The sequence below is a fragment of the Paenibacillus sp. FSL P4-0113 genome (assembly GCF_038009305.1).
GTDB lineage: Bacteria > Bacillota > Bacilli > Paenibacillales > Paenibacillaceae > Paenibacillus > Paenibacillus polymyxa_D.
The window spans coordinates 4112051-4135655 of sequence record NZ_JBBPAZ010000001.1; the positions used below are offsets into that span (position 1 = coordinate 4112051).

The 23605-nt window shown below is 47.0% G+C and carries 17 protein-coding genes; 14 read left to right on the plus strand and 3 right to left on the minus strand.

The window, feature by feature from the left end; all coding sequences use genetic code 11:
* The first annotated feature begins 52 nt into the window (after window positions 1-52).
* The 3 genes from MKX46_RS17775 to MKX46_RS17785 all read left to right on the plus strand — a co-directional run bounded on the left by MKX46_RS17775 (window position 53) and on the right by MKX46_RS17785 (window position 8083).
* Complete coding sequence (locus MKX46_RS17775; protein ID WP_341071558.1) at window positions 53-3469, plus strand: S-layer homology domain-containing protein; 3417 nt, start codon at window positions 53-55, stop codon at window positions 3467-3469.
* 159 nt (window positions 3470-3628) lie between these two features.
* Window positions 3629-6775 carry an ATP-binding protein gene (locus MKX46_RS17780; RefSeq protein ID WP_341071559.1) on the plus strand — a complete coding sequence of 1049 codons (3147 nt, stop codon included), beginning with the start codon at window positions 3629-3631 and terminating at the stop codon, window positions 6773-6775.
* A 156-nt stretch (window positions 6776-6931) separates the two neighbouring features.
* Window positions 6932-8083, plus strand: a complete 1152-nt coding sequence (locus MKX46_RS17785; RefSeq protein WP_069010770.1) for a response regulator — start codon at window positions 6932-6934, stop codon at window positions 8081-8083.
* Window positions 8084-8224: 141 nt separating this feature from the next.
* Here the strand turns inward: MKX46_RS17785 and rpoN are convergent, their stop codons facing one another.
* Window positions 8225-9541, minus strand: coding sequence for an RNA polymerase factor sigma-54 (rpoN, locus tag MKX46_RS17790; RefSeq protein WP_318627656.1), 1317 nt, complete (start codon window positions 9539-9541; stop codon window positions 8225-8227).
* A gap of 254 nt (window positions 9542-9795) precedes the next feature.
* Here rpoN and MKX46_RS17795 point away from each other — a divergent pair, with 254 nt between their 5' ends.
* From MKX46_RS17795 to MKX46_RS17820, 6 genes are all read left to right on the plus strand, one after another.
* The gene (locus tag MKX46_RS17795) at window positions 9796-12588 is read left to right on the plus strand and encodes a sigma-54-dependent transcriptional regulator (RefSeq protein ID WP_341071560.1); all 2793 of its coding nucleotides are present in this window, start codon (window positions 9796-9798) and stop codon (window positions 12586-12588) included.
* Between the two features lie 199 nt (window positions 12589-12787).
* On the plus strand, window positions 12788-13207 hold the full coding sequence (locus MKX46_RS17800; RefSeq protein WP_013369099.1) for a PTS sugar transporter subunit IIA: 420 nt from the start codon (window positions 12788-12790) through the stop codon (window positions 13205-13207).
* 2 nt (window positions 13208-13209) lie between these two features.
* Window positions 13210-13698 (plus strand): mannose/fructose/sorbose PTS transporter subunit IIB, encoded by a 489-nt coding sequence (locus MKX46_RS17805; protein ID WP_013369100.1) that lies wholly within the window; start codon window positions 13210-13212, stop codon window positions 13696-13698.
* 31 nt (window positions 13699-13729) lie between these two features.
* Window positions 13730-14500: a PTS mannose/fructose/sorbose transporter subunit IIC gene (locus MKX46_RS17810; RefSeq protein ID WP_013369101.1), complete on the plus strand. Its 771-nt coding sequence runs from the start codon at window positions 13730-13732 to the stop codon at window positions 14498-14500.
* Between the two features lie 11 nt (window positions 14501-14511).
* Window positions 14512-15354 carry a PTS mannose transporter subunit IID gene (gene manZ / locus MKX46_RS17815; protein ID WP_275041127.1) on the plus strand — a complete coding sequence of 281 codons (843 nt, stop codon included), beginning with the start codon at window positions 14512-14514 and terminating at the stop codon, window positions 15352-15354.
* A gap of 446 nt (window positions 15355-15800) precedes the next feature.
* Window positions 15801-15953: a hypothetical protein gene (locus MKX46_RS17820; protein ID WP_176715694.1), complete on the plus strand. Its 153-nt coding sequence runs from the start codon at window positions 15801-15803 to the stop codon at window positions 15951-15953.
* A gap of 132 nt (window positions 15954-16085) precedes the next feature.
* Here MKX46_RS17820 and MKX46_RS17825 read toward each other — a convergent pair whose 3' ends face one another.
* Window positions 16086-17888, minus strand: coding sequence for an alpha-glycosidase (locus MKX46_RS17825; RefSeq protein ID WP_341071561.1), 1803 nt, complete (start codon window positions 17886-17888; stop codon window positions 16086-16088).
* Window positions 17889-18039: 151 nt separating this feature from the next.
* Here MKX46_RS17825 and MKX46_RS17830 point away from each other — a divergent pair, with 151 nt between their 5' ends.
* Genes MKX46_RS17830 through MKX46_RS17850 form a run of 5 tightly spaced genes read left to right on the plus strand, consistent with a single transcriptional unit; the run spans window position 18040 to window position 22562 of the window.
* A complete protein-coding gene (locus MKX46_RS17830; protein WP_029514713.1) occupies window positions 18040-18714 on the plus strand; it encodes a response regulator transcription factor in 675 nt (224 codons plus the stop codon).
* A complete protein-coding gene (locus MKX46_RS17835; RefSeq protein WP_029514714.1) occupies window positions 18714-20144 on the plus strand; it encodes a sensor histidine kinase in 1431 nt (476 codons plus the stop codon). The genes MKX46_RS17830 and MKX46_RS17835 overlap by 1 nt, the downstream gene beginning before the upstream one ends.
* A gap of 59 nt (window positions 20145-20203) precedes the next feature.
* Window positions 20204-21121 carry an ABC transporter ATP-binding protein gene (locus MKX46_RS17840; protein ID WP_029514715.1) on the plus strand — a complete coding sequence of 306 codons (918 nt, stop codon included), beginning with the start codon at window positions 20204-20206 and terminating at the stop codon, window positions 21119-21121.
* Window positions 21118-21834 (plus strand): ABC transporter permease, encoded by a 717-nt coding sequence (locus MKX46_RS17845; protein WP_029514716.1) that lies wholly within the window; start codon window positions 21118-21120, stop codon window positions 21832-21834. The genes MKX46_RS17840 and MKX46_RS17845 overlap by 4 nt, the downstream gene beginning before the upstream one ends.
* Entirely contained in the window at window positions 21834-22562 is a 729-nt protein-coding gene (locus MKX46_RS17850; protein WP_029514717.1) for an ABC transporter permease, read from the plus strand. The genes MKX46_RS17845 and MKX46_RS17850 overlap by 1 nt, the downstream gene beginning before the upstream one ends.
* Window positions 22563-22634: 72 nt before the next feature.
* On the opposite strand, the gene MKX46_RS17855 is transcribed toward MKX46_RS17850, so the two are convergent.
* Entirely contained in the window at window positions 22635-23591 is a 957-nt protein-coding gene (locus MKX46_RS17855; RefSeq protein ID WP_029514718.1) for an L-lactate dehydrogenase, read from the minus strand.
* Window positions 23592-23605: the final 14 nt, after the last annotated feature.

The following is a 23605-nucleotide window of genomic DNA, read 5'->3' on the forward strand; positions in this document are numbered from 1 at the left end:
AAGACTTTGATAAAACAGGATATATGCCAATAAATAGCGTCTAGGAGTGGAAATGTTGAAACTTATAAATCGAAATAAATGGATTGCATCTGCGATGGTATTGGGGATTGCTTCAGGCTCCATCGTATCTTTGCCTTGGCTGGGGGGCGCTCAGACTGCTTATGCAGCGACAGCAGATACACAAAGTGAAACTGGATTTGTAGCACAAGCTCGTACTTTGGGTTTGATGACAGGTGGGAATCAGGGCGATTTTATGGCACAAAAGAATTTGACCCGCGCTGAAGCGGCCAAAATTTTGTGCGGTCTGTTCCAGTTGGAAGTTAACAATCAGCCGCAGACTTCTTTTATGGATGTATCGTCCGATGCATGGGGCGCTCCCTATATTGAGGCCGTACGTGCAGCCGGGTATATGACAGGTAACGGAGAACTCTTCCGTCCGGGGGATGCCATTACCAAGGAAGAACTGATTGTTTCGCTCGTACGTGCAATGCACTTGCAGGATACAAGTACTGCGGATGCACAGCAAAATGCAGTTCAGGTTGCCCGCTCTTACGGTCTGTTAACAGAGGATGCTTCTGCAACGGATTTGAAAAATCCATTGAACCGGGAGAGTGGTGCAGAAGTATTCGTCAGCCTGCTGGATCATCCGGTAGGAGAAGTGAAATCAGAGGGCAATACCGTTCGAATCGGAAATATCCCGTACCAGTTGGAAGGATCTTTGCAAGGCTTGTTTGGTGAAAATAACAAAGCTGTATTAAAAGGGGCAAAAATCGATCTTAACCGTAATTTGCGTACACTCACAGGTGTAAATAAGCTGGAAATTAACGCAGACGGTGGTGTATTTGACGGTAAGGGTGTGTCTTTTGATGGACGCCTGATCGTCAATGGTTCGGTAACCTTGAAAAACATGTCCTCCACAGGCGTATTAGAAATCAAAGGCTCAGGGACCCAGCCTGTATCGGCCATTTTGGAAAATACGACATGGTCCGGTGTAGAACTGGGCTCCAAGGATGCCAAACTGACTGCAACCGGGACGACAAAGATTGACAACCTTACGCTGAAAAATGATGCATCGATCGGGACCGAGGGGGATGCAGCGATTAGTCGTGTTTCATTGCAACAGGGACTAGGCAAGCTGTTGGTGAGCGGAAGTATTGGTTTGCTGGATGCATCACAATATGTGGGTGTTCCTTTTATCACACTGGCCAAGGGGGCTGCAATCAACCAGCTCAATCTGCCGGAACAAAAACAGCCGCAGGATATTATTGTTAACTATAATGCGATGAAGGAAGCTGTTAGTCTCGTAAATGGTACGAAGAACTCATCCTCTGTTGGATCGGTTGTCACGGACACAGATAGCAAAGATAAGAAAAAACGTGACAGTGATATCGTCAGTATAGACCGCAGTCAGTTGGAGACGGAAGTCCATGCAGCCAAAGAACTGTTGGAGCGTGCAGGTGAGGGTGGACTGGATCAGGCGCTTTACACGGTCGCAGCGAAGGAAAACCTGTCCATAGCAATCAATCAGGCTATGCTGGTACTGAACAATACGGCAGCTACACAGGCAGAAGTAGATCAAGCGCTCAGCACATTGAAACAGGATGTTTCTGTGTACACAACCTCAGCCACAGAGCCGGTGATTGGAACACAGGAATTAACTAGACTGGTTCAGTTAGCTTCGACTACCCTTGAACAAAACCGAATGGTTGGTGATGAATTTCCACCTCTTTGGGACGACTCACTAAGTCAAGCGATTCAATTTGGCAACAATGTGTTGGAAGGAAATGCGCCTCAAAATATTGTGGATCGGGAAGCAGAAAGCTTGCGTCGAGTAATAAAGGTATACAAAGCATCAGTAAAACTCAGAGATGCCTATCTGCATTTTGTCGATGTAACAGATCGTGTGGATAATTTGAAAACAGATAAAGCGCGTTACAAGTCCTTAGTAAGAGAAGGATCAAATGTATATGTGAATCCATTGGCTACAACTGAGCAGTTGGAAGAATGGACACAAAAAATAGATCTTGCTACAGAATCATTCTTGGCACTGCAAGCAGCGGACTTCTCGGTGCTTAAGAATACTTTACAAGAAGCGCAGGTTATCTACGATCAGAATGGTTCTCAAAATGCTGAACTAGATAACTTGATTCAGGAATATACAGAGAAGATGCACACTGCTATGACCCAGCAGGACGTATTGAACTTGAACATGGAGCTGAGTCAAAGGCTTACGGAGTTCACTGTGCCATTGCCTGCTACAACTCGGGAAAAACTGCAGCAGCTGGTTCAAGATATTCAACTAAAACTGCTGTCTAACCCTGTGGCTCGTAATTACTTGAATACGGAAATGCTGTCTTTAGAGCAACAAACAGGACAAGCCAACTTTGCACTCATTATGCCATTTACTCCTGAGGAGCAATTGGTCATCTCTTATAATCAATTAAGTCAGGCTAAAGGGACCTATCTTGAAAAATATAACGAGAAAAGACTACAATTGAGAGACAAAGTCATTGAAATGCAGACTTCGATCAATGGAATTTTGCTGCAAAATTCAGGCGCATTAAGCGCTGAGGCTCAGCAAGCCTTGTCTTCTGCTTCAGAGCATGCCTCTACTTTCTTAGGCTTGTCCAGCTTTGAATTACAAGACGTTGTTCCTGTATATGAGGAGCTGCAACAAGTACAGAGCCAGTATGCTGCACCTATAACGGTGGATACTACGTTGTTGAATCACAATATCAATTTGGCCAATAATGAAATTTTGACGTTCGGCCGTCATTATACGGAACAAGATAACGAAGAACTTCAAGGGCAGATTAATCTGGCAAACCTTGTGCTTAATAATCCGGATAGCACACAGGTACAGGTAGACCAAGCTAATACGGATCTGATTACAGCGTTTGCGAACTACCAATTCAAATGGATCGTAACTGATCTTGATATCAATGAGCTTAAGAACATTGCGAACAATCTGCTTACAGTAAATGGTACAGATCCTACGACGGTCTACTTTCACAGAGTAGTGGATGCATTCAATCGTTTGGACCAGTATTTGCCTATGCCAGAACTTAAGAAAAATTACATGGATCTGGAAGATGCGATTCAGGAGTATAAAGATTATGTAGCCAGCCAGCAACAAAACAGCGGAACAGGAAGCAGTGACAGTAACGGTCGACCAACACCGCCGAGCGATAGCAACGGAACAGGAAGCGGCGACAGTAGCAGCGGAGCAACACCGCCGAGCGATAGCAACGGAACAGGAAGCGGCGACAGTAGCAGCGGAGCAACACCGCCGAGCGATAGCAACGGAACAGGAAGCGGCGACAGCAGCAGTGGAGCAACACCGCCGAGCGATAGCAACGGAACAGGAAGCGGTGACAGCAACGGTGGAGCAACACCGCCGAGCGATAACAGTGGAGACGATTCAAGCTCGATTCCTGGCGGTAGTATTGATGGCGTTATGATTCCTTAATAGGAGAGGCTAGAAACTACAAGTACGTATTGAAGGGGACGATTCCGCACAGATTTTATCTGCGGCGGGCGTCCTTTTTTGTATGGACAACGCTTCTAATGTAGCTGAATAGAATAACCGATACAAAAGATAGACGTTATTGAAAAGAGCGGAGGATTTATGAAAAAACAGGGTGTTTTATTTTTTATTATACTTCTGCTTGCGGTTGCGTTACCAGTGTATCCGTTAGTGTCGGGTGTTTTATCCGGAAACAGTCATTGGAAAGCTCATAACGGTATTATTGATTTGCGTAATTGGGACCCTCATAAGGAAGGCCCTGTACAGCTGGGAGGGGAGTGGGAATTTTACCCTAATCAGCTTGTGCAACCTTTATCCTTTCATGAAATGCAACAAGATAAGGATTGGGAAAGTCATCAGAGTTCTTCAGAGTTGGGGATGGAAACGAGATCTTCTGCCAAGATTGTGGATGTGCCAGGTAGATGGAATCAGTGGATGCCTAAGGGACAGGCGACCGGATATGGAACCTATCATATCCGTGTGCTGTTGCCTGAAAAAGCGGAAAATCTGTACGGCATCTATATGCAAAACATTCGCAGTGCCAGCCAAGTATGGATTGACGGAGAAAACGTCGGAGCGAGTGGTATTCCCTCTGTTTCTGCCGACAAGGGTAAGCAGGGCAATGTTCCCTATGTTGGGTTTGCATCGGTAGATGGACATTCGGCTGATATTACCGTGCATGTGGCTAATTATAGCTATTCCTCTGGTGGGATTATTTATCCACTGTTATTTGGGGATTACGAGAGTATTACGCATAGCCGGGAAGTTGCAATGGCAGAGGACACCGTACTGATCGCAGGATTTTTTATTCCTACCGTATTTTTTATCATGCTATACCTTTTGCGTAAAAAGGAGAAGGCATTACTTTACTTAGGATGCTTTTGCATCGCGGCTTTATTTTATATTCTGACACATGGAGAAAAGCTGCTGGTTTGGGGAATACCGGATTTACCTTATGAATGGGTACTGAAAATACAGTCGTTCTCGTCAACGCTGTTCTACTATTTTCTGATCCGCTATGTTCATCTTTCGACGCAGATTGTTATGAATCGGATCGTGCTGCGCTTCTATCATATTACAACCGCACTGATGCTGGGTATGGGGCTATTTTTGCCTACATTGGTACTCTCATCCTTTGAATTGTTTATTCTTCTTTTTGGTGTAGTCAGTGTGGGATACGTGTTACTAATCTTGATTCGTGGGCTTCTTCAACAGACGGATGACGCTGCACTGCTAGTCATTAGTATTATGAGCATTCTTATGATTGTAGTGACTAGTTTTGTGTATATTCTGGGCTGGGGAGATGTACGTGGGGTGACAGCCTATGAAATGCTCATATTCGTATTGGCTCAAACGCTGCTGCTGGCCAAACGTTTTGTACATTCGTTTATGGAGGTTGAGAACCTGTCACGACGATTGCTCACACTGGATGGGTTGAAAAACGAATTTCTGGCGAACACGTCACATGAACTGCGCACTCCTCTGCATGGAATTATTAATATCGCTCAATCCATGCTAGACCGCTACGGGACACAATTCAATGAGCCGCAAAAGCACAATTTGGCCTTGATTGCGAATGTAGGACGCAGACTTTCTTATTTAATTAACGATATTCTGGATTTTTCTAATTTGAAAAATGGCAGATTAGCCTTAAATCGTCGGCCTGTCAATGTACAGGCAGCTGTGAATTCCGTGCTGGAGGTATTGGGGCATACGGTGGGTAAGAAAAAGCTTCAATTCGTCAAAGAATGGCCCAGTTCGTTGCCCAAAGTAGATGCGGATGAGGATCGGCTGATTCAGATTTTATACAATTTGTTGGGTAATGCGGTGAAATTTACGGAGGAAGGCAAAATCGTAATCTCTGCCAAAGCGGGGACCCGTGAAATGGAAATCAGTATAAAGGATACCGGCTCCGGTATTGCCCAGGAGCATCTTTCGCATATATTTGAACCTTTTAACCGAGGGGCGAATGCTGAGGATGAAGGATACAGTGGGACAGGGCTTGGATTAGGCATAGTCCGTCGTCTGGTGGAACTGCATGGGGGTCATATCCGGGTAGAATCTAGATTAGGCAAGGGTTCGACCTTTTATTTTACACTGCCCTTGGCGCAGACCGGAACGTTGGGACATGAAGCTCAAAAAGATGTTTCGCCTGCGGTTATATTGCAGCCTGGCGTGACGTCGGGTCCGAATGTGATTCCGCATGAAGAGGACGCACTGGAGCGAGTCCAGACTGTTCCTTACAAAGTGCTGGCTGTAGATGACGACGAGGTTAACCTTCGGGTACTGGAGGAACTATTATATGCCACAGGTTGTAGCGTGGTGGCTGTGGATCATGCCGAGGAGGCACTTCACATGCTGAATGGCCGTACCCGATTTGACCTGGTCATTACGGACTGGATGATGCCGGAAATGTCCGGTATTGAGCTGTGCCGACGGATAAGGGAACGGTATTCCCTGTCCGAGCTACCGGTGTTGCTCCTGACGGCACGCGATCTGCCCGGCGATATCCGCGCAGGTTTTATGGCCGGAGCGAATGATTTTCTACGTAAGCCTGTTGATGCTGAGGAATTAAAAGCGCGTGTGCGCACGCTGCTGAACATGCGCCATTCAGCGGAGGAAGCGGTGCGTTCTGAAATGGCCTTTTTACAGGCACAAATCAAGCCGCATTTTCTGTACAATGCCTTGAATGTCATTGTTTCGACCGTAGCCGTAGACCCGGACAAAGCAGCGGAGCTGCTCATGGAGCTAAGCCAGTATTTGCGGGGGAGCTTTGATTTTCAGAACAGGGAGAATACGGTACCGTTATCCAAGGAGCTGGAATTGGTAGAATCGTATGTGGCACTGGAAAAAGCACGATTTGAAGAACGTTTGCAGGTAACCGTAGAGGTAGGGAGGAACATCCGGTCGCTCATCCCGCCGTTAAGTATTCAACCCATCGTGGAAAATGCGATACGGCATGGTGTGATGCAACGGGCAACAGGTGGAACCGTGCGAGTGGTTGTGCAGGAGGATGGAACCGATTTTGTGGTCAGCGTGACCGATGACGGCGTAGGGATTCCACCGGAGCGACTGGAACAACTGCTGTCGGAGGATCATATATCTTCCAGCGTGGGACTGCGTAATATCCATCGCCGTCTTATCCATATGTATGGAGAAGGATTGAGGATTGAAAGTAATCCTATGCAAGGGACGACGGTAAGCTTCCGTGTGCCGGAAACGATTTCGCCCCGGAATACCGATGAATAAAAAAAGTACAGTACATTCGTCGGAAAAGCTAATGTCACGCCCGCGACGATACGATATATAAAATATAAGAAATTAAAATTCGTAAGGATAAAGCAGATAGCATGTAGATAGAGCATCATGATGGATGGTTGCAGCAGGAAGGGAGCACGGACACAAATGAAGGCGATTTTGATTGATGATGAGAGGTCGGCATTAACCTACTTGGAACGGTTGCTGGAGGCGGACGGACGGTTAACGGTAATGGGGAAATATACGTCTGCACAAGCGGGGCTGGATCATCTGGCGTCAGAACGTGCGGATATTGTTTTTATAGATATCGGAATGCCAGAGATGAACGGTCTGGAGGCCGCCGAGTGGATTCAACAGCTGGATTCCCATATTCATATCGTCTTTGTGACCGCGTACTCGGAATATGCTATTGAAGCGTTCGAGCTGCAAGCACTGGATTACTTGTTAAAGCCCGTTCATGCCCGGCGGCTATCCAAAACGATAGATCGGATTGCAGCCACGCTGGCTGATTCCCGTTCCTCCAGCTTGGGAGTTGCAGCAGAGCAATCCCCCAAGGTACGTTGTTTTCAAAAGCTTGAAATTTTGGAGGTTGGACAGGAAGCCGTAGGAGCGAAACCACTCAAATGGCGCACGTTAAAGTCACAGGAGCTATTTTCCTTTTTACTACACCATGAAGGGGAATGGGTGAGCAAAGAACAATTGCTGGATGCGCTGTGGCCTGAATATCATTTGGACAAGGCTGTTGTTCACCTGCACACGTCCATTTACCAAATTCGCAAGGCGTTGAAAGAACGGATGCAAGATACAAAACTAGAATACAATCTGGATCGCTACCGCTTGAACCGCAATGGCTGGATTACAGATGTAGAGCTCTTCGAGCGGGGAATATCCGAATGGGCTGCATCCGGTAGCGGCGGTACGCCGCGTATTGATAGCCTGTTGGCTCTATACCGTGGCAACTACCTGGAGGAGCACGATTACCCGTGGGCGTATGCAAAAAGGGAGAAGCTGCGCAGTATGTATCTGGCATGTGCTTCTGAGCTGGCGAGAGAAGAGCTTCGCTCAGGTCGTACCCGGCAGTCTGTTCAGCGCTTGCTCAGCCTACAGCAGCGGGAGCCGTACTCAGACGATATCTGCAGTCTGCTGCTGACCGCCTATGCCCAACTGGGCGATTATACCGCTGCGCAAAAGCATTATGAAAGCTTCGTCAGAATATTGGAAGATGAGTTGGGTATTGAACCGCAGCAGGTGACGCACCAGTTGTACGTGCAATTGAAAACACAGACGCTACCTGCGTAAACGGCTGTACTGGCTCAGGTCGTATGAATAGGCCAACCAGAGATTACTGGTTGGCCTATTCTATTGGAGATTCTACGAGGGAGGCAGCCGGGAGAATGTGATAGCGCTGCTTTTTAGTTTTCACAACCGCTTGCTGAAGCTTTAATACACTTTTCTCCTGGTGGAGGATAAATACCCCAATTCTTCACGGTATTTGGCTACCGTTCTGCGTGACAGCTCTAGTCCTTCCTTTGCCATCAGCTCTGTGATTGCCTGATCTGAAAATGGTTTTTGCTTCTCTTCACTGTCGATGATCTGCTTTATCCGCATTTTTGCGCTCTCTGATGAAGTAGCATCCCCGTCTTTCGATCCTAGGGCGGAGGTGAAGAAATATTTGAGTTCAAACAATCCACGGGGCGTCTGCATGTATTTATTACTGACCGCCCGGCTGATCGTGGATTCATGCAGGCCGGTTATTCCAGCAATCTCCTTTTGGGTCATCGATTTCAGATGATAAACGCCATGCTCAAAAAATTCCCGTTGCCTATCAACAATAGCCTGGGCCACACGCATCAGGGTCAGGCGGCGCTGCTCAAGGCTATGAATAAGCCATAATGCTGTATTCATCTTCTCACGAAGAAATCGTTTCTCTTCCTCCATCGCCGGCTTTCGAAGCATACTTTGGTAAAAAGGATTAATCCCGACGCGTGGGACTGTGATATCATTAACTGTCACAACGTAGTCGTTTTTGGATTTCTCCACTGAGATATCTGCTATATGATACTGGCGTTCATATGGAGCAAATGCCGCTCCCGGACAAGGATTCAGCTTGCGTATCTGATCGATCATTTGTTGTACCATGTGAATGTCGATCCCTAGAGCATCCGCGATTTTTTGTATGCGGTTACATGAAAGATTGACCATGTGATGTCGCACGATTTCTTCCAGGTAAACATCATCATTCCCGGCATATCGCAGCTGCAAAAGAAGACATTCCTCCAGACTGCGGGCAGCGATTCCTGCCGGTTCAAAGCCTTGGATCAGGGCAAGTATATTTTCAACCTCATCGGTGGGGACGTCAAGTATTCCGGCAGCTGTATTTACATCCAGCTCAAGGTAGCCTTTTTCATTTAAATTCCCAATTAGAAACATGCCAATCATCTGTTGTAGTTTGGATAGCCCGCGGACCATCCCAAGCTGCGCTTTGAGATGTCTATATAAATTATCTGCGGGATTAGAGACAAAGTCCAGAAGGTCTACCGGATTATCATTTTTTCGTAGCGAATATTCTTCTTCTGTGTTGATTCTTTCGATGGACATATCGATCTCTGCCAAGTCAATGATCGGATTTTCATTTGCTTGCTCATGAAGATATGACATCAGATCGACCGAAGAATATTGAAGAATCGTGATGGCTTGTCGTAATTCTGGAGTCATAGCCAGCCTGAATGTTTGCTCTTGCTGTAATCCGTAGCGCATTATTTTATCTCAGCTCCTTACTGGGAAACAAAAATAACTTTTTATGCAGCTTATTCGTGAAGCTTATGCAATTATACTGCCAACCTTTGATCTTGGAAAAGAAGTGAATGGAATGGGCTGAATTTGAGTTTTGGATAGATTCAATAAAAAGGGTATCAGATTAATGATTAACTTGTCAGTTTATTTTCTTGTAGAGGATTATTTCTTTTTTTATATACTAATTAAATAAGAACTAGTCAGCATGGGGGAATACCGTGAAACGAATTGATGAGATCTTAGAGTATATTGCCAATGGGACAAAGAAACTGTCGGTAGAGGCCTTGCAGGACGGCGGTGGAATTACGGCTGCGGAAATAGCCGATCAACAGAATATGTTAAGAAATAATGTAAGCAAGGAGCTTAATAGCCTACTTCGCGCCGACTTGATTATTAAAATCAAGGGGAGACCCGTCAAGTTTTTGCACAAGCAGGTGATCGAGGAGACCTTTCGGGTTCAGCTTAAAGAGAAACAAATCCAAGTCAACAGTATTCATGAAATATTGCTGCCTGGAGAGCAAGTGGATCCGTTTCACGCCTTAATTGGTTTCATGGGGAGTATGAGGAACCAGGTTGAGCAGGGAAAAGCGGCAATATTATACCCGCCGAAGGGCCTACATACGCTGATTGTGGGACAGACTGGCGTTGGGAAAACAATGTTCGCTAGGTTGATGTATAATTATGGGAAATATATGAAGCGCTTTTCAGAGCAAGCACCGTTTATCGTATTTAACTGCGCTGATTATTACAATAACCCTCAGCTGCTACTTTCCCACATTTTTGGTCATGTAAAAGGAGCATTTACCGGGGCTGATCGGGAGAAAGAGGGACTGGTCGAGAAAGCGGATGGGGGCATTCTGTTTTTGGATGAGATTCATCGGCTGCCCCCAGAAGGCCAAGAAATGATATTTTATTTCATGGACACGAACAGTTACAACAAATTGGGCGAGTCGGAGCGCAAGCGGGAAGCGAATGTGCTGCTCATCGGCGCTACGACCGAAGATCCCGGTTCTTCCATGCTGAAAACCTTTATCAGACGGATACCGATTACGATCAACATTCCTTCCTTGCAAGAGCGAACTGTTGAAGAGAGGTTTTTGATCCTGAAGCATCTCTTTGCAAACGAAGCCCATCGTGTGAACAAGCCTATTAGGGTTGAATTGGAAACTGTAAAAGCACTGATTGGCAGCGTAACCTATGGAAATATCGGTCAGTTGAAATCGAACATTCAGCTTGTGTGTGCCAAAGGATTTTTGAACAGCATACATGAAAATAAGGAAGAGATTGAACTTGATTTTAAAATTTTGCCCGGAAATATCAAGGAAGGTCTATTTAATATGGGGAAGAACCGCAAGGAGATTGCCGAAATGGAGATGGTCAACTCCTCGCTGTATATTACTCCTGAAGGCAGCAAAGGAATGGATGAAGTAGACGCTTTTGAACTGCCGTTCAACCTGTACAAATTGATTGAAGACAAGATAGGGATGCTCAAAGAAGAAGGACTCGACGACAGTTTTATCAATAAGTTTATTACTACAGATGTCAATATTCACATCAAAAGCTTCTATAACCGATTTTATAACATCAAAGGGGGAAGGGAACGGATCCTTAAGATCGTAGGCAGAAATATCCTAGAGTTCGCTGAACAGGTGCAAGAGATGGCTCGAAAAGAATTGAACAGAAATTACAGCGACAGGTTTGTTTATGCCTTCAGTCTTCATTTAAGTGCTTTTTTAAAGCGAATCCGGGAGAAAAAATATGTCAGTAAACAAATCTATGAACCGATGAATGATCAGGATGAAGAATACAGACTGGCACTCATTATCAAAGATTTGATCGAGTCCAAGTTTGAAGTCAGCGTACCCGATGCCGAGACCACCTATGTGGCGATTCTTCTGAAATCGGTAGAAGAGGAGCACCAGGGAAATGTGGGAATCATCGTAGCTGCACATGGCAACAGTACGGCAAGCAGTGTCGTTAGCGTTGTCGACAGCCTGCTGGGGAGCTCAAATATTTGCGCAGTAGACATGCCTTTGGATGTTAGCCCCAGAGAAATCCTGGAAGTTATTGTGGAAAAAGTGAAGGACATTGACAATGGCAGAGGCGTATTGCTGCTGGTTGATATGGGCTCCTTGCTCAATCTTGAAGCAACCATTATGGAACGTGTCGGGATTAAGGTGAAGACTATCGATATGGTTTCAACCCCGCTTGTGTTGGAGGCTGTGCGAAAGGCCAGTATTTTTGATATGAATATAGAGGAAATTTATCTATCTTTGAAGGATTTTCGTGGATATAACACTGGAAATGCTGGAGTGAAAGCGGAAAAGACCAGTAATAAGGTAATCGTGACGGTCTGTTCCTCCGGCAAAGGTGCCGCCGCCAAGCTAAAGGAGTTTGTAGAGAAGGTTGTTTATGACTTAACCGAAGAGAAAATAGTTGTTGTACCGGCAAAGGTCAGGGAATTGGATAAAGTGGTGAAGGATTTACGGGCCAAGCATACGCTTCTTGCGGTGATTGGGGTTAAGCGGCCAAGCGAGCTCAATGTACCGTTTATCCCTTTGGAAAAACTGATCGAGGCAAGCGGTGAACAGGCATTAAGAGAATTGTTGCTCAACAATCAGTTGCCTGTTATGCATGAACACGGAAGCGTGATCGTAAGAGATCTATGTGAGGATACGCTAAAGGAGTTTATGACTTATTTGAATCCTCACAAAATTTTGGGGATTTTGATGAAATTTATCGAGCAGCTGGAACAGGAACTGGAGGCTGATTTCCATTATGCAAAGAAGGTTCAGCTTGCTGTTCATACGGCTCATGCGCTGGAACGAATGGTCATTGGAGAAGGGCTAGTGTATCAGGAGGATGTATCCTTGCTTGAACAACGATTAATCGATGTGGTGAACCGTTCCTGCAATATATTTGCCTCCAGTATTAACATTAAGCTGACTAATGATGAAAAATATTATATTTGCGAAATCCTAAGCGAAGTATATAACTGTATCCCCAAGTAGTGGCGCAAGTGTATAAAACGATGCTGGATGTGTATTAATCATGCGGATAAGGATAATAGGTAGTTGGTGAGAAAAGGCCAAATTCCCGGAGCAGCCGAGGGTTTGGTCTTTTTTTTGATAGTTAATCGCATCATACAGAATCTTGGCATGAGACTTGCATATAAGTATAGGCGAAGGATGCAAGGAGGGGGTGAAACAAATGATAGGTGTTATTGTTGGCACTCATGGAAAATTTTCTGAAGAGATCCTAAGATCCACGGAAATGATTTTTGGCCATCTGGAAAATGTGGTGGGTGTAACGTTTGAACCAGGTGAAAGTGTTAACGGACTTGTTGAGAAGTACAAAGCGGCCTTGGAAACAATTGATTGGACGGACGGATTGATTTTTCTCGTCGATTTGTTTGGTGGCAGTCCCTATAATGCGGCCAGTAGGATTGTGGCCCGGTATGAAAAAATGGACATTGTAACAGGGGTAAACCTGCCAATGATCGTAGACCTGCTGACCAATAGAGGGCTGGAGAACGTGGAGAATCTAAGTGATCTGGCCATCCGTGCGGGTCAGGATTCAATGAAGTCTTTTCGTGTCATCCGGGACATACAAACAGAGGAGGAATTATAGGTATGGAAATATCATTTGTTCGTATTGATGACCGTCTGATTCATGGTCAGGTAGCTACGGTGTGGGTGAAGGAAACGAAGTGTAACAAAATTATCGCCGTCAGCAATGAGGTCGCTGCGGATACGCTGCGCAAAACCTTATTGTTACAAGTGGCGCCGCCGGGGATTAAAGCTTATGTTGTCACGATTGCGAAAGCGATTGAAGCTTATAACAATCCTAAATATAACGATTTCAAGACCTTGTTCCTGTTTACCAATCCCACGGATGTACTGCGGGTTGTAGAAGGTGGGGTACCGTTTACATCGGTAAATGTAGGTGGAATGTGCTTCAAAGAAGGCAAAACACAAATTACCGGAGCAGTGTCCGTAGACAAGCAGGATGTAGAGGCATTTTATAAATTGCACGAAAAGGGGATAGAACTGGAGATTAGAAAAGTGGCCAGTGATCCTAAAATTAATTTGATTAACAAGCTCCAAAATGTCCAGTTTTAACAACACGTACGCATAAGAGAGGGGGTCAAACATGAGTGTTTTTGAAATCGTAATGGTCACGCTGGTTGCAGCCATTTGCGGAATGGGCAGTGTTTTGGATGAAGGACAGACTCATCGTCCTATAGTTGCGTGTACACTGATCGGTCTGGTCCTGGGAGATCTCAAAACCGGTATTATTCTAGGCGGTACGCTGGAATTGTTGGCTTTGGGCTGGATGAATGTCGGAGCGTCCATGGCTCCGGATGCGGCTTTGGCCAGTGTAGTCTCAACCATATTGGTTATTGTCGGGCACCAATCGATCGGTGCGGGAATTGCCGTTGCGATTCCGATTGCGGCTGGCGGACAAGTGTTAACTATCTTTGTTAGAACGATTACCGTGTTCTTTCAGCATCTGGCAGATAAATATGCCGAATCTTCAAATTTCAAAGGAATTGAATTATGTCACTTCATAGCCCTCCTTCTTCAGGGATTACGCGTCGCTTTGCCTGCCGTATTGGTGGCTATTGCAGCAGAAACCGGTCTGGTTACGACTTTGCTGGACGCGATCCCGGAGGTCATTACAAAAGGGCTGCAAATTGCAGGGGGATTCATCGTCGTTGTAGGATATGCCATGGTTATTAACATGATGGCAGCCAAATATCTGATGCCTTTCTTTTTCTTGGGCTTTGTCATCGCGGCATTTACAAGCATCAATCTGGTTGGCTTTGGAATCATGGGGGCGGTTCTGGCTCTGCTGTATATCCAGCTCAATCCTAAATATAGCCAGCGCAAAGATCAAGTGGGTGAAATTGAAGAGCTCTAAAGAAATTCTTAATGAAAGAGTGGGGTACTATGGAAGAAAAAAAGTTGACCAAAAGCGATTTAAACAAAATGTTTTTCCGTTCATGGTTCCTGCTGGGCTCGTTTAACTTTGAGCGTATGCAGTCGATTGGTTTTTGTGTCACCTTGATTCCGGCAATCAAGCGGCTATACAGCAAGAAGGAAGACCAAAAAGAAGCACTAAAGCGGCATTTGGAGTTTTTTAATACTCAACCGTTTATCTCTGCACCGATTATGGGGGTAACGGCCGCTATGGAGGAGCAGAAAGCCAATGGCCAGCCGATTGATAATGCTACCATAAGTGGTGTGAAAGTTGGCTTAATGGGACCTTTGGCTGGAGTAGGGGACCCTATTTTCTGGGGAACATTACGCCCCGTTCTGGCTGCATTAGGAGCTTCCATTGCGTTGTCCGGAAGCGTTATCGGGCCTGTCCTATTTTTCTTGCTTTTTAATGTTATTCGCCTGGCCACTAAGTGGTACGGACTGAAATACGGCTACAAAAAAGGGACGGAGATTGTGTCCGACATGTCCGGAAACCGGCTGCAAAAGCTTACGGAATCGGCCTCCATCCTGGGACTATTTGTTATGGGCGCCCTTGTATCCAAATGGACTACTCTGAATATACCACTCGAAGTATCCCGATATACCCGTTCGGATGGAGTAGAGGTTGTTACGACGATACAGATGATTCTGGATCAATTGATACCTGGTCTGTTACCTCTCTTGCTGACTTTTTTATGCATGAGACTGCTCAAAAAGAAAGTGAATGCTATAGCTCTGATTTTTGCTTTATTCGCAATAGGAATTATTGGATACGCTCTTGGTGTATTGGCTTAAGCCAATTTGAAAGTGATCCGGTCAAGCAGCCGTCTCTGACCGGCAACCTGCCGCTTAACTTGTAAACGCTTTAAATTTTACGGATTAAAATATTCAATTATCTACAAGCGAATTTGCTAGCGTTCAACGATAGTCATGAAAGGCTGCTGGCTTGTTGATAGCTGATATAAGCAATGATTCTATATCATTAATCATTACAGGCTCAATGATGGTTTTAAAGCCACATTGAGCCTGTAAAAGCAGGTTCCGCTCTTTTGCTGTTAGTATGTTCGTTGCAATTTCTTGGAGGAGCTTGCCAGCTCGGGTACTAACAGCCTCTTTTCTCTATGATCTGATATTCGCCGAGACCTGTTTTCTTCAGCGGCATATGCATATAGCATATCTCTCCACAGTTAGGTCATATTGAGAGGTTCATGAAGCCATGAAGACTTAAGGAGGCCACTGCATTGGGAAAAAGGAGACGAACTGGCTTTAAGGGCAAAAGAATTAGGGTGGACGTTAGACAATCTTCTTCAGCTCAAACAGGGCAAGGCGGCAACCCCATTTCTATCAATGCTTCAGACGTTGGGGTAGTAAGAACAGATGTTAAAAACAAATAAGCGACTTGGATAGAAGCTCATATTTAACGTAAAAAGACCACCAGGAACAAGTTAACTATCTTGTTCCTGGTGGTTTCGCTTTTTTTTGCCGTATTCGGCAGGTACTTTCATCAGCATCCGCGTCTACATAGCCTATGCCTTGCTTTGCGTCTTGTTGTCGACTTCTTTTGCAGAGTTGATTGATCGCACAGGCGTTGCCTTCAGCACAGCATATCCGTAAGGAGGAAGCTCGGCATGCAGTCCCTTCGGTCCTACGGACCACTGGCTTTCGCCAAAGGCTGATTTCCATTCCTGCTCAGGAATGTCCAATTCAAAAACGTGATCCTCATCGGAACGATTGAGCAGCACGAGCAGCACTTCTTCCCCGCTGCGGCGCTCGTAGGCAAGTGAGGTGCCCTCTGGCTGTGCCTCCAAAAAGGTGATGCTTCCCTGATCACGGAGGACCGGGTGCCCCTTACGAAGTGCAATCAGCTCGCGGTAAAAGTCGAACAGCTCGCGGTCCTGCTTGTCGGTGTCCCACTCCATACACTTGCGGCAGCCTGGATCGGCATCTCCATCCAGGCCGATCTCATCGCCGTAAAAAACGCAGGGTGCGCCCATATACGTGAACTGGAACAAAGCAGCCAGCCGCATCAGTCGCTTGTCGCCCCCGCACAGCGTCAGTAGGCGCGGTGTATCATGGCTATCCAGCAGATTGAAAGCAACCTCGGATGCTTGCTGTGGATAGCGGGCCAGCTGTCGTCCGATGGCGTAGGCAAAGCTTTGGGCATCGGTCGCTTTTTTGACGAAGAAATCATTCACGGCGTAGGTGAACGGATAATTCATCGTTGCATCGAATTGGTCCCCCTGAAGCCATTCAGATGATTCATTCCACATTTCACCCAAAATGTACGCATCCGGATTGGCCTGCTTGACCGTAGTGCGGAATTCCCGCCAAAAGGCGTGGTCCACCTCGTCTGCCACATCCAACCGCCAACCATCGATGCCGATTTCTTCGATCCAATGCTTTGCTACATCCAGCAGGTACCTTTTCACCTCAGGATGTTCGGTGTTCAGCTTGGGCATCATCGGTTCCAGCCCGAATGTATCGTACGTCGGTATGCCATCCACCACTTTCAGGGGAAAGCTATGTACATGGAACCAGTCCTTGTAAGGCGAGGCTTCGCCTTTTTCCTGGACGTCGACGAACGGTTTAAAAGTACGCCCTGAATGGTTGAACACCGCATCAAGCAGCACCCGAATTCCTCGATCGTGGCAGGCATCGACCAGTTTTTTCAATGTCTTTTTGTCCCCGAAATGTGGGTCCACCTCCATATAATCCTCTGTATCATATTTATGATTGGTCGTCGCCTTGAACACAGGAGTCATATATATGGCGTTAATCCCCAGCTCGTTCAGGTGGTCTAGGTGATCCAGAATCCCCTGTAGATCGCCACCGAAAAAATTGTCTCTTTGTGGGGTTCCACCCCATGTCTCTGCACCTTCTGGGCTGATGGAGGGGTCACCGTTCGCAAATCGTTCCGGGAAAATCTGATAAAATACCGCATCCTTCACCCATGCAGGTGGCTTCAGAATATCAATCGGGTTCAAGAACGGATATTGGAACAGTTTATCTGCATTTTCGGGTTCTTGGGTAGTAAAGTCGTCCTCGTTCATCCAAATACGTTCCTCACCGTCTTCTAGCAAAAATCCATATTTCAGCCGACGGTGAGTAGGTTTTATACTGCACTCATAGTAATCAAACCTGCCATCAGTAGCGAATTTGGACATCGGGACAAGCTGTTGGGTGCGGTCCCAATCGTATTTATCTCCGGTGAGAGCATGAACGGTGTTCAGGTCATTTTTCTTCGCACGTAGCCGTAGAAATATCGTTTCATCATTATAACCAAAAGCCCAATTGCGTTTCGGGTGATGGTATATAGCTTCCAGCAGCATCGGGTCGGCCTCCTTTTTTCATAAGCATTCAAATTTGAAAATGTGAAGCGTATGTCGTATAAGATAGTTATTAACCTTTTTAAGTGGGTTATGTACCATAAATGCTATAATGCCCATTACATAAAAGAAAAACGATAAGTAGGTGCTCATGATGAAAACAAATGTGTTATACATCGAAGATGACCAGGATATCGGTGCTTGGACGCATCAGTATTTGGAAGAGCGGAATTACGCTGTAGTATGGCTTCGCAGCGGGGATGGGGCTGTGGAGGCAGCCCGTACGTGCCAACTCGTGATTTTGGATGTGATGTTACCTGGTCTGGATGGATTCACCATAGGGAAACGGCTCAAGAAAGAGTACCCGGAGCTTCCCATTCTCATGTTGTCTGCTCGTACCTCCATAGACGATAAACTGCAAGGACTGGATTTCGCCGACGATTATGTAACCAAGCCCTTTCACCCGGACGAGCTCATAGCACGTATGGAGATTTTGCTGCGCCGATCAGGAACCGTGCCTGAAGAATCCTTACAACTGGGGCATCTCTCTGTGTTCTCTCCTGATAACCGTATTGTGAACCGTGATACCGGGGAGGAAATTACACTGACAGGCAAGCAATATCACATTTTTGCTTATTTACTGCGGCATTTGGGCCAGATTATGACGAAAGAGCAAATGTATGAAGCGGTATGGGGAGATCCATATATCGACGGAGACAAAACTTTAATGGTTCACATCCGACACCTGCGCGAAAAGCTGGAGATTGATCCTGCGACACCTCGCATCATTGAGACGATCCGTGGTGTAGGATATCGGGTGAAAGCATAATGAACAGGACGCGCAAGGGTTGGAGGAGGCTGCATCCCAGCTCTAAGCCGGATCAGGGAGGTCGGTTTCGCAGTTCACTGTTGTTCCGTTATCTGGTCATCATTGTGGTTGCTATGATGCTGTTGCCCATTGTGTTGCCTGCTACAGCCTTGATATATAGCGTGTTATTCAATTGGGGGGCGGGGTCCAAGCCTAAAAACGCTTACTATCCCTCTGCTACCCATACCGAAAATAGCTGGCATCGCGAAGCTGTAGCCTTGAAGGGAGCCACACCAGAGCAAATCTCAGTCCATCTGCGCAAAATACAACAAGATATGTTCCCTAAATCCCAAATATTTTGGGTGGATACCGCAGGGTTAACTAGGTTGGAGTTACCGACCCAACCTAACCTGCCAAAACAATGGAACGCTGCGCAGGCTATAGCTTTTATGAAGCAAGCAAGCTATGAGGGGCCGTTTACGGTAGTAGCCTTTATTGGCGGGGGCAAGAATGATGTAAATCAGGGCTATATGGTATTAAAAGTGCCTCGTTCGTTCTTTGAACAGCCACCTACTGATAGTAGTATGTTGATGTACTATTTCTTTTTTATTGTATTGATTTTGGGCGCTTTTATATCCGTATCTCTTCTGTTTTTTGGAGACATTCGGCGTAGACTGTTGCAGCTTCAGGCCGCCATGTCGCAGCGAGGAGAGGACGGCTTGCCTATTCTTGTTGCCACTGGACGCCCGGATGAAATCGGCAAGCTGGAAGAAGCATTTAATCAGATGGTCGAGCAGTTGGCAGAGAGTCGGGGACGTGAGCGTCAGGAGGAAGAGCTACGGAAGAGACTGGTCGCGGATCTGTCACACGATATTCGGACGCCGCTTACGGTCGTGCGTAGCCATCTGTATACACTAGATGGTGAAAATCTCAGCAGCAGAGGGAAACAGTCGATTACACTAATGGAAAACAAGCTAAAGGACCTTGGGAGTCTGATCGACAACTTGCTGACCTATAATCTCCTATCCAGTGGCAAATACACCATGAATAACACACCGCGTGATATCCTGCGGCTAGTGCGGGAGTGTGTAGCCAGCTGGTATCCGGTGTGGGAGAAGGAGGGCTTTGAAGTGGATATCGACCTGCCTGAGCATAGTATGGTGTGGAATGTCGATGAGCAAGGCTTCCGTCGTCTGCTGGACAATCTCTTTCAAAATGTAGTTCGCCATGCTGCCTCAGGCCGATATATTGGTGTTCAAGTCCAGAAGGATAATGGGACAGAGGCATTGGTTATCACAGATAAAGGGCCTGGTATGGAGCAACAGTCCAGTGAAAAAGGAGCCGGGATTGGGTTGGCGATTACAGAACTGCTGGCTCGCGAAATGAATTTGGAGAGGGAGATTTTCAGTTCATCAGCCGGGACCCGAATCCGTTTTTTAAACAAAACTTAAACTCAGAGTTCCCTTGGCTTTAAACTTGGCACGTTACGATAGGTGTCGAGGTGAGGAACTTGAACGAATACATTATTGAAACGAACAGTCTCAGCAAAATATACAAAGGCTGCGCGGCGGTTAATCAGCTGGACCTGAAAATAGCTCGGGGAGATATTTACGGATTTCTGGGTCCAAATGGAGCAGGGAAAACGACAACGATCCGCATGCTGCTTGGACTTATTCGCCCAACTCGAGGAACGATTCGTATATTCGGCAAAGATATTCGCAGACATAAGCTTGATATTTTGCGTAAAGTCGGCTCGTTGGTGGAGTATCCTTCGTATTATGGTCATTTGAACGCCATTGAAAATCTGGAGGCCATTCGCCGTATTTTGAATGTACCCAAGCAAAACATTGCGGAAGTGTTAGAGGTCGTCCGACTGACCAAGCATGCCAAACGTCCAGTCAAAGGCTACTCGCTGGGCATGAAGCAGAGACTTGGTATTGCAGCAGCCCTGCTTGGGAATCCAGAAGTGCTCATTTTGGATGAGCCTACGAATGGCTTGGACCCGGAGGGTATTCAGGAAATGCGCACATTGATTCAGGCGATGCCCAAGCAACGGGGGATCACCGTACTGGTATCCAGCCATCTGTTGAGCGAGGTAGAGCATATGGCGAATACCGTAGGTATTATTCGTGAAGGAGAGCTGGTCTTCCAAAACACGATTCATAATCTCCGTCAGGAATCCGCGGGCGGAATTCGGATCGTCGTGTCGGAACCGGAAGCAGCCCAATTGATTGCGCGTGAGCAGGGCTACCATTCGGTGAAGGACGGATCGGCGCTGGAGTTCGAGAACATGAATGATGCGGCTGTTGCGCTGCTGGTCAGAAGATTGGTCGAAAATACGCATGCCGTATACCGTGTGGAGGAACGCCGCAAATCGCTGGAGGATATGTTCATGCAGGTGGTGGGCAAAGGAGGGGCTTCCTTATGATGCTGCGAGCACTCACGGCGGATCTGCTCAAAGCACGCAGAAAGGGAATCTGGTTCTTGGTGTTCCTCGGTCCCCTTGGGCTGGTGGCCATGCAGGCGCTCAACTTTGGACTTCGATATGACTATCTGATTCCGCGTAACAAGGGTCATCTGTGGGAAGTTTTGATGGATAACATCGCTCTTTTTGTACCCCTTGCGCTGGTGCTAGGAGCTACTATGGTGGCTTCCATGTTGGCGAATGTGGAGCATACATCTAACTCATGGAAGCAGTTGCTGGCCTTGCCGATTTCCAAATTCAGCGTCTATATGGCCAAGCTGACGTTGGCGATTGGGATGCTGTGTGTGTCCTGTCTACTCCTGACGGTAGGGACTTGGGTGTTGGGAATGATCCTTGGCTTCGGGGGAGAACCTGCACCCGTAGGAGAACTGCTACGACTCGGATTTTGGCCCTTAGGCGGCACGTTGCCTATGCTCGTATTATTGTTGTGGTTAACAGTCACATTCCATAATCAAGCGCTACCTGTAACACTGGGCATTACGTTAGGCATCGGCAGCTTGTTTGCTTCACAGCTGTCCGAATGGTTTCCATTGGCCTGGCCTCAATTCGCCTGGGTTGCACCTCAAGCGTGGATGTTTGCGTCCGTCGGGTGCGGAACGGGTATGCTTCTCAGCCTGCTGACAGCGGCCCATTTTAGCCGAAAGGATGTGGCGTAATGTTCGGAGGATATGCACGGTTACTTTCTGTTGAACGGTTGAAAATGGCGAAATCGCCCGTCTGGCTGCTCGCGCTCGTCAGCCCGGCGATTGCCGTCCTGATTGGTTTGCTGGCGAATCCGGGAGGGAACTGGCTGTTGCTGTTGTCAGCCATGCTTACAGTTCATGCGCTGCTGTTCCTGCCGATGCTGACGGCCGTGTTTGGGTCTCTAGTCTGCCGTTTCGAGCATGGGGGCGGCGGCTGGAAGCAGCTGATGTCATTGCCATTGTCCCGCACCAGTCTGTACGCAGCTAAGCTGACTATCATTATGGCCTTGGTCGGATTGACCCAGCTACTGTTCGGAGGAGCGTTGCTGAGTGTTGGAGCTGTGCAGGGGATGAACGGACCGATTCCTTGGGCTGTGATCGCTCAAAGTCTGCTCGCAGGCTGGGTAGCCTGCCTGCCGCTGGCTGCGTTGCAGTTGATGGTATCCTTCTTGTGGTCCAGCTTTGCCGCACCGCTTGCGTTGAATTTTGTGTTCACCGTGCCGAATATTCTGGTCGCCAATTCTCAAGCCTACGGTCCGTACTATCCATGGACACAGCCTTTATTGGCGATGATGCCGAGTGGAAGAGACAACTTCGGGGCGTTCATGGTGCCAACTGATACACTATTGACGGTTATAATGGGCAGCTTTGTCGTATTTACGTTGGCGGGACTGACGGTATTTCGTTATAAAGAGATATAGGGCGAAATACGGGGATTGCAAAAACTCCTTATCCTCAATGAGGGTAAGGAGTTTTTTTTCTGTGCTATTGGTTTACACTAAGTCTGAAATGGCACGGATATTATTGCTGATAAAGTGGCAAGAGGCGTCGAACTTCGCTTGTTCCTCTGGACTTAGTTCCAACTCAATGACCTCTTGAATTCCTCCGCTGCCGATAATCGCTGGAACGCCCGTGCAGACATCGGTGTGCCCGTACTCGCCGTCCAATACAGCAGAGACCGCTATAATTTTACCATCATCATTTAAAATGGAACGGGTAATGTATGCCAGAGCATTGGCAATACCAAAATAAGTGGCGCCTTTGCGGGTGAAGATTTCCCAGCCTGCATCCCTGGTTTTACGGGCAATGTCGTCCAGATCGACGTGGCTGAATCGTTCCTTATGCTGCCGTAAAATGTGTAAAAGCGGCTTACCGCCAATCGTTACGTGTGACCAAGCGACGAATTGGGATTCGCCATGCTCGCCAAGAGCATATCCTTGTACGCTGCGTGGATCTATGGAAAACACCTCAGAAAGCAACGTCTTGAGCCGGGACGAGTCGATAGAGGTGCCCGTGCCGATCACCTTGTTGCGCGGCAGACCGGATATACTTTGTACCATATACGTTACAATGTCGACAGGATTAGCGGCAATGACGAATATACCGTCGAAGCCACCCTCCATAATCGCTGTTACAATCTCTCTGGTGATAAGCACTGCGTCGTCCAGTACAGACAGGCGGTCTTGACCTGGTCTAGGGTTGGCTCCAGCCGTTATAATCACCACGTCCATATCCGTGCAGTCTGCATACGTGCCTGCACGTACCTTAGTGCGTGTGGACGTAAACTCCATACAATGGGACAGATCCAGTGCATGGGCCAAAGCCCGATCATACGTGCGGTCAATCATCATGATTTCATCACAAATGGACTGATTAACCATTGAGTAGGCACAGCTCGAACCGACCATTCCCGCGCCGACAATAGCTACTTTCCTTGCCTTCCCCTTCATCTATGTTGCCTCCT

What these genes read in the sequence shown, in the direction of transcription:
- MKX46_RS17775 (WP_341071558.1), top strand. Translation starts at nt 53, where the DNA reads ATGTTGAAACTTATAAATCGAAATAAATGGATTGCATCTGCGATGGTA.
- MKX46_RS17780 (WP_341071559.1), top strand. Translation starts at nt 3,629, where the DNA reads ATGAAAAAACAGGGTGTTTTATTTTTTATTATACTTCTGCTTGCGGTT.
- MKX46_RS17785 (WP_069010770.1), top strand. Translation starts at nt 6,932, where the DNA reads ATGAAGGCGATTTTGATTGATGATGAGAGGTCGGCATTAACCTACTTG.
- rpoN (WP_318627656.1), bottom strand. Translation starts at nt 9,541, where the DNA reads ATGCGCTACGGATTACAGCAAGAGCAAACATTCAGGCTGGCTATGACT.
- MKX46_RS17800 (WP_013369099.1), top strand. Translation starts at nt 12,788, where the DNA reads ATGATAGGTGTTATTGTTGGCACTCATGGAAAATTTTCTGAAGAGATC.
- MKX46_RS17805 (WP_013369100.1), top strand. Translation starts at nt 13,210, where the DNA reads ATGGAAATATCATTTGTTCGTATTGATGACCGTCTGATTCATGGTCAG.
- MKX46_RS17810 (WP_013369101.1), top strand. Translation starts at nt 13,730, where the DNA reads ATGAGTGTTTTTGAAATCGTAATGGTCACGCTGGTTGCAGCCATTTGC.
- manZ (WP_275041127.1), top strand. Translation starts at nt 14,512, where the DNA reads ATGAAAGAGTGGGGTACTATGGAAGAAAAAAAGTTGACCAAAAGCGAT.
- MKX46_RS17825 (WP_341071561.1), bottom strand. Translation starts at nt 17,888, where the DNA reads ATGCTGCTGGAAGCTATATACCATCACCCGAAACGCAATTGGGCTTTT.
- MKX46_RS17830 (WP_029514713.1), top strand. Translation starts at nt 18,040, where the DNA reads ATGAAAACAAATGTGTTATACATCGAAGATGACCAGGATATCGGTGCT.
- MKX46_RS17835 (WP_029514714.1), top strand. Translation starts at nt 18,714, where the DNA reads ATGAACAGGACGCGCAAGGGTTGGAGGAGGCTGCATCCCAGCTCTAAG.
- MKX46_RS17845 (WP_029514716.1), top strand. Translation starts at nt 21,118, where the DNA reads ATGATGCTGCGAGCACTCACGGCGGATCTGCTCAAAGCACGCAGAAAG.
- MKX46_RS17850 (WP_029514717.1), top strand. Translation starts at nt 21,834, where the DNA reads ATGTTCGGAGGATATGCACGGTTACTTTCTGTTGAACGGTTGAAAATG.
- MKX46_RS17855 (WP_029514718.1), bottom strand. Translation starts at nt 23,591, where the DNA reads ATGAAGGGGAAGGCAAGGAAAGTAGCTATTGTCGGCGCGGGAATGGTC.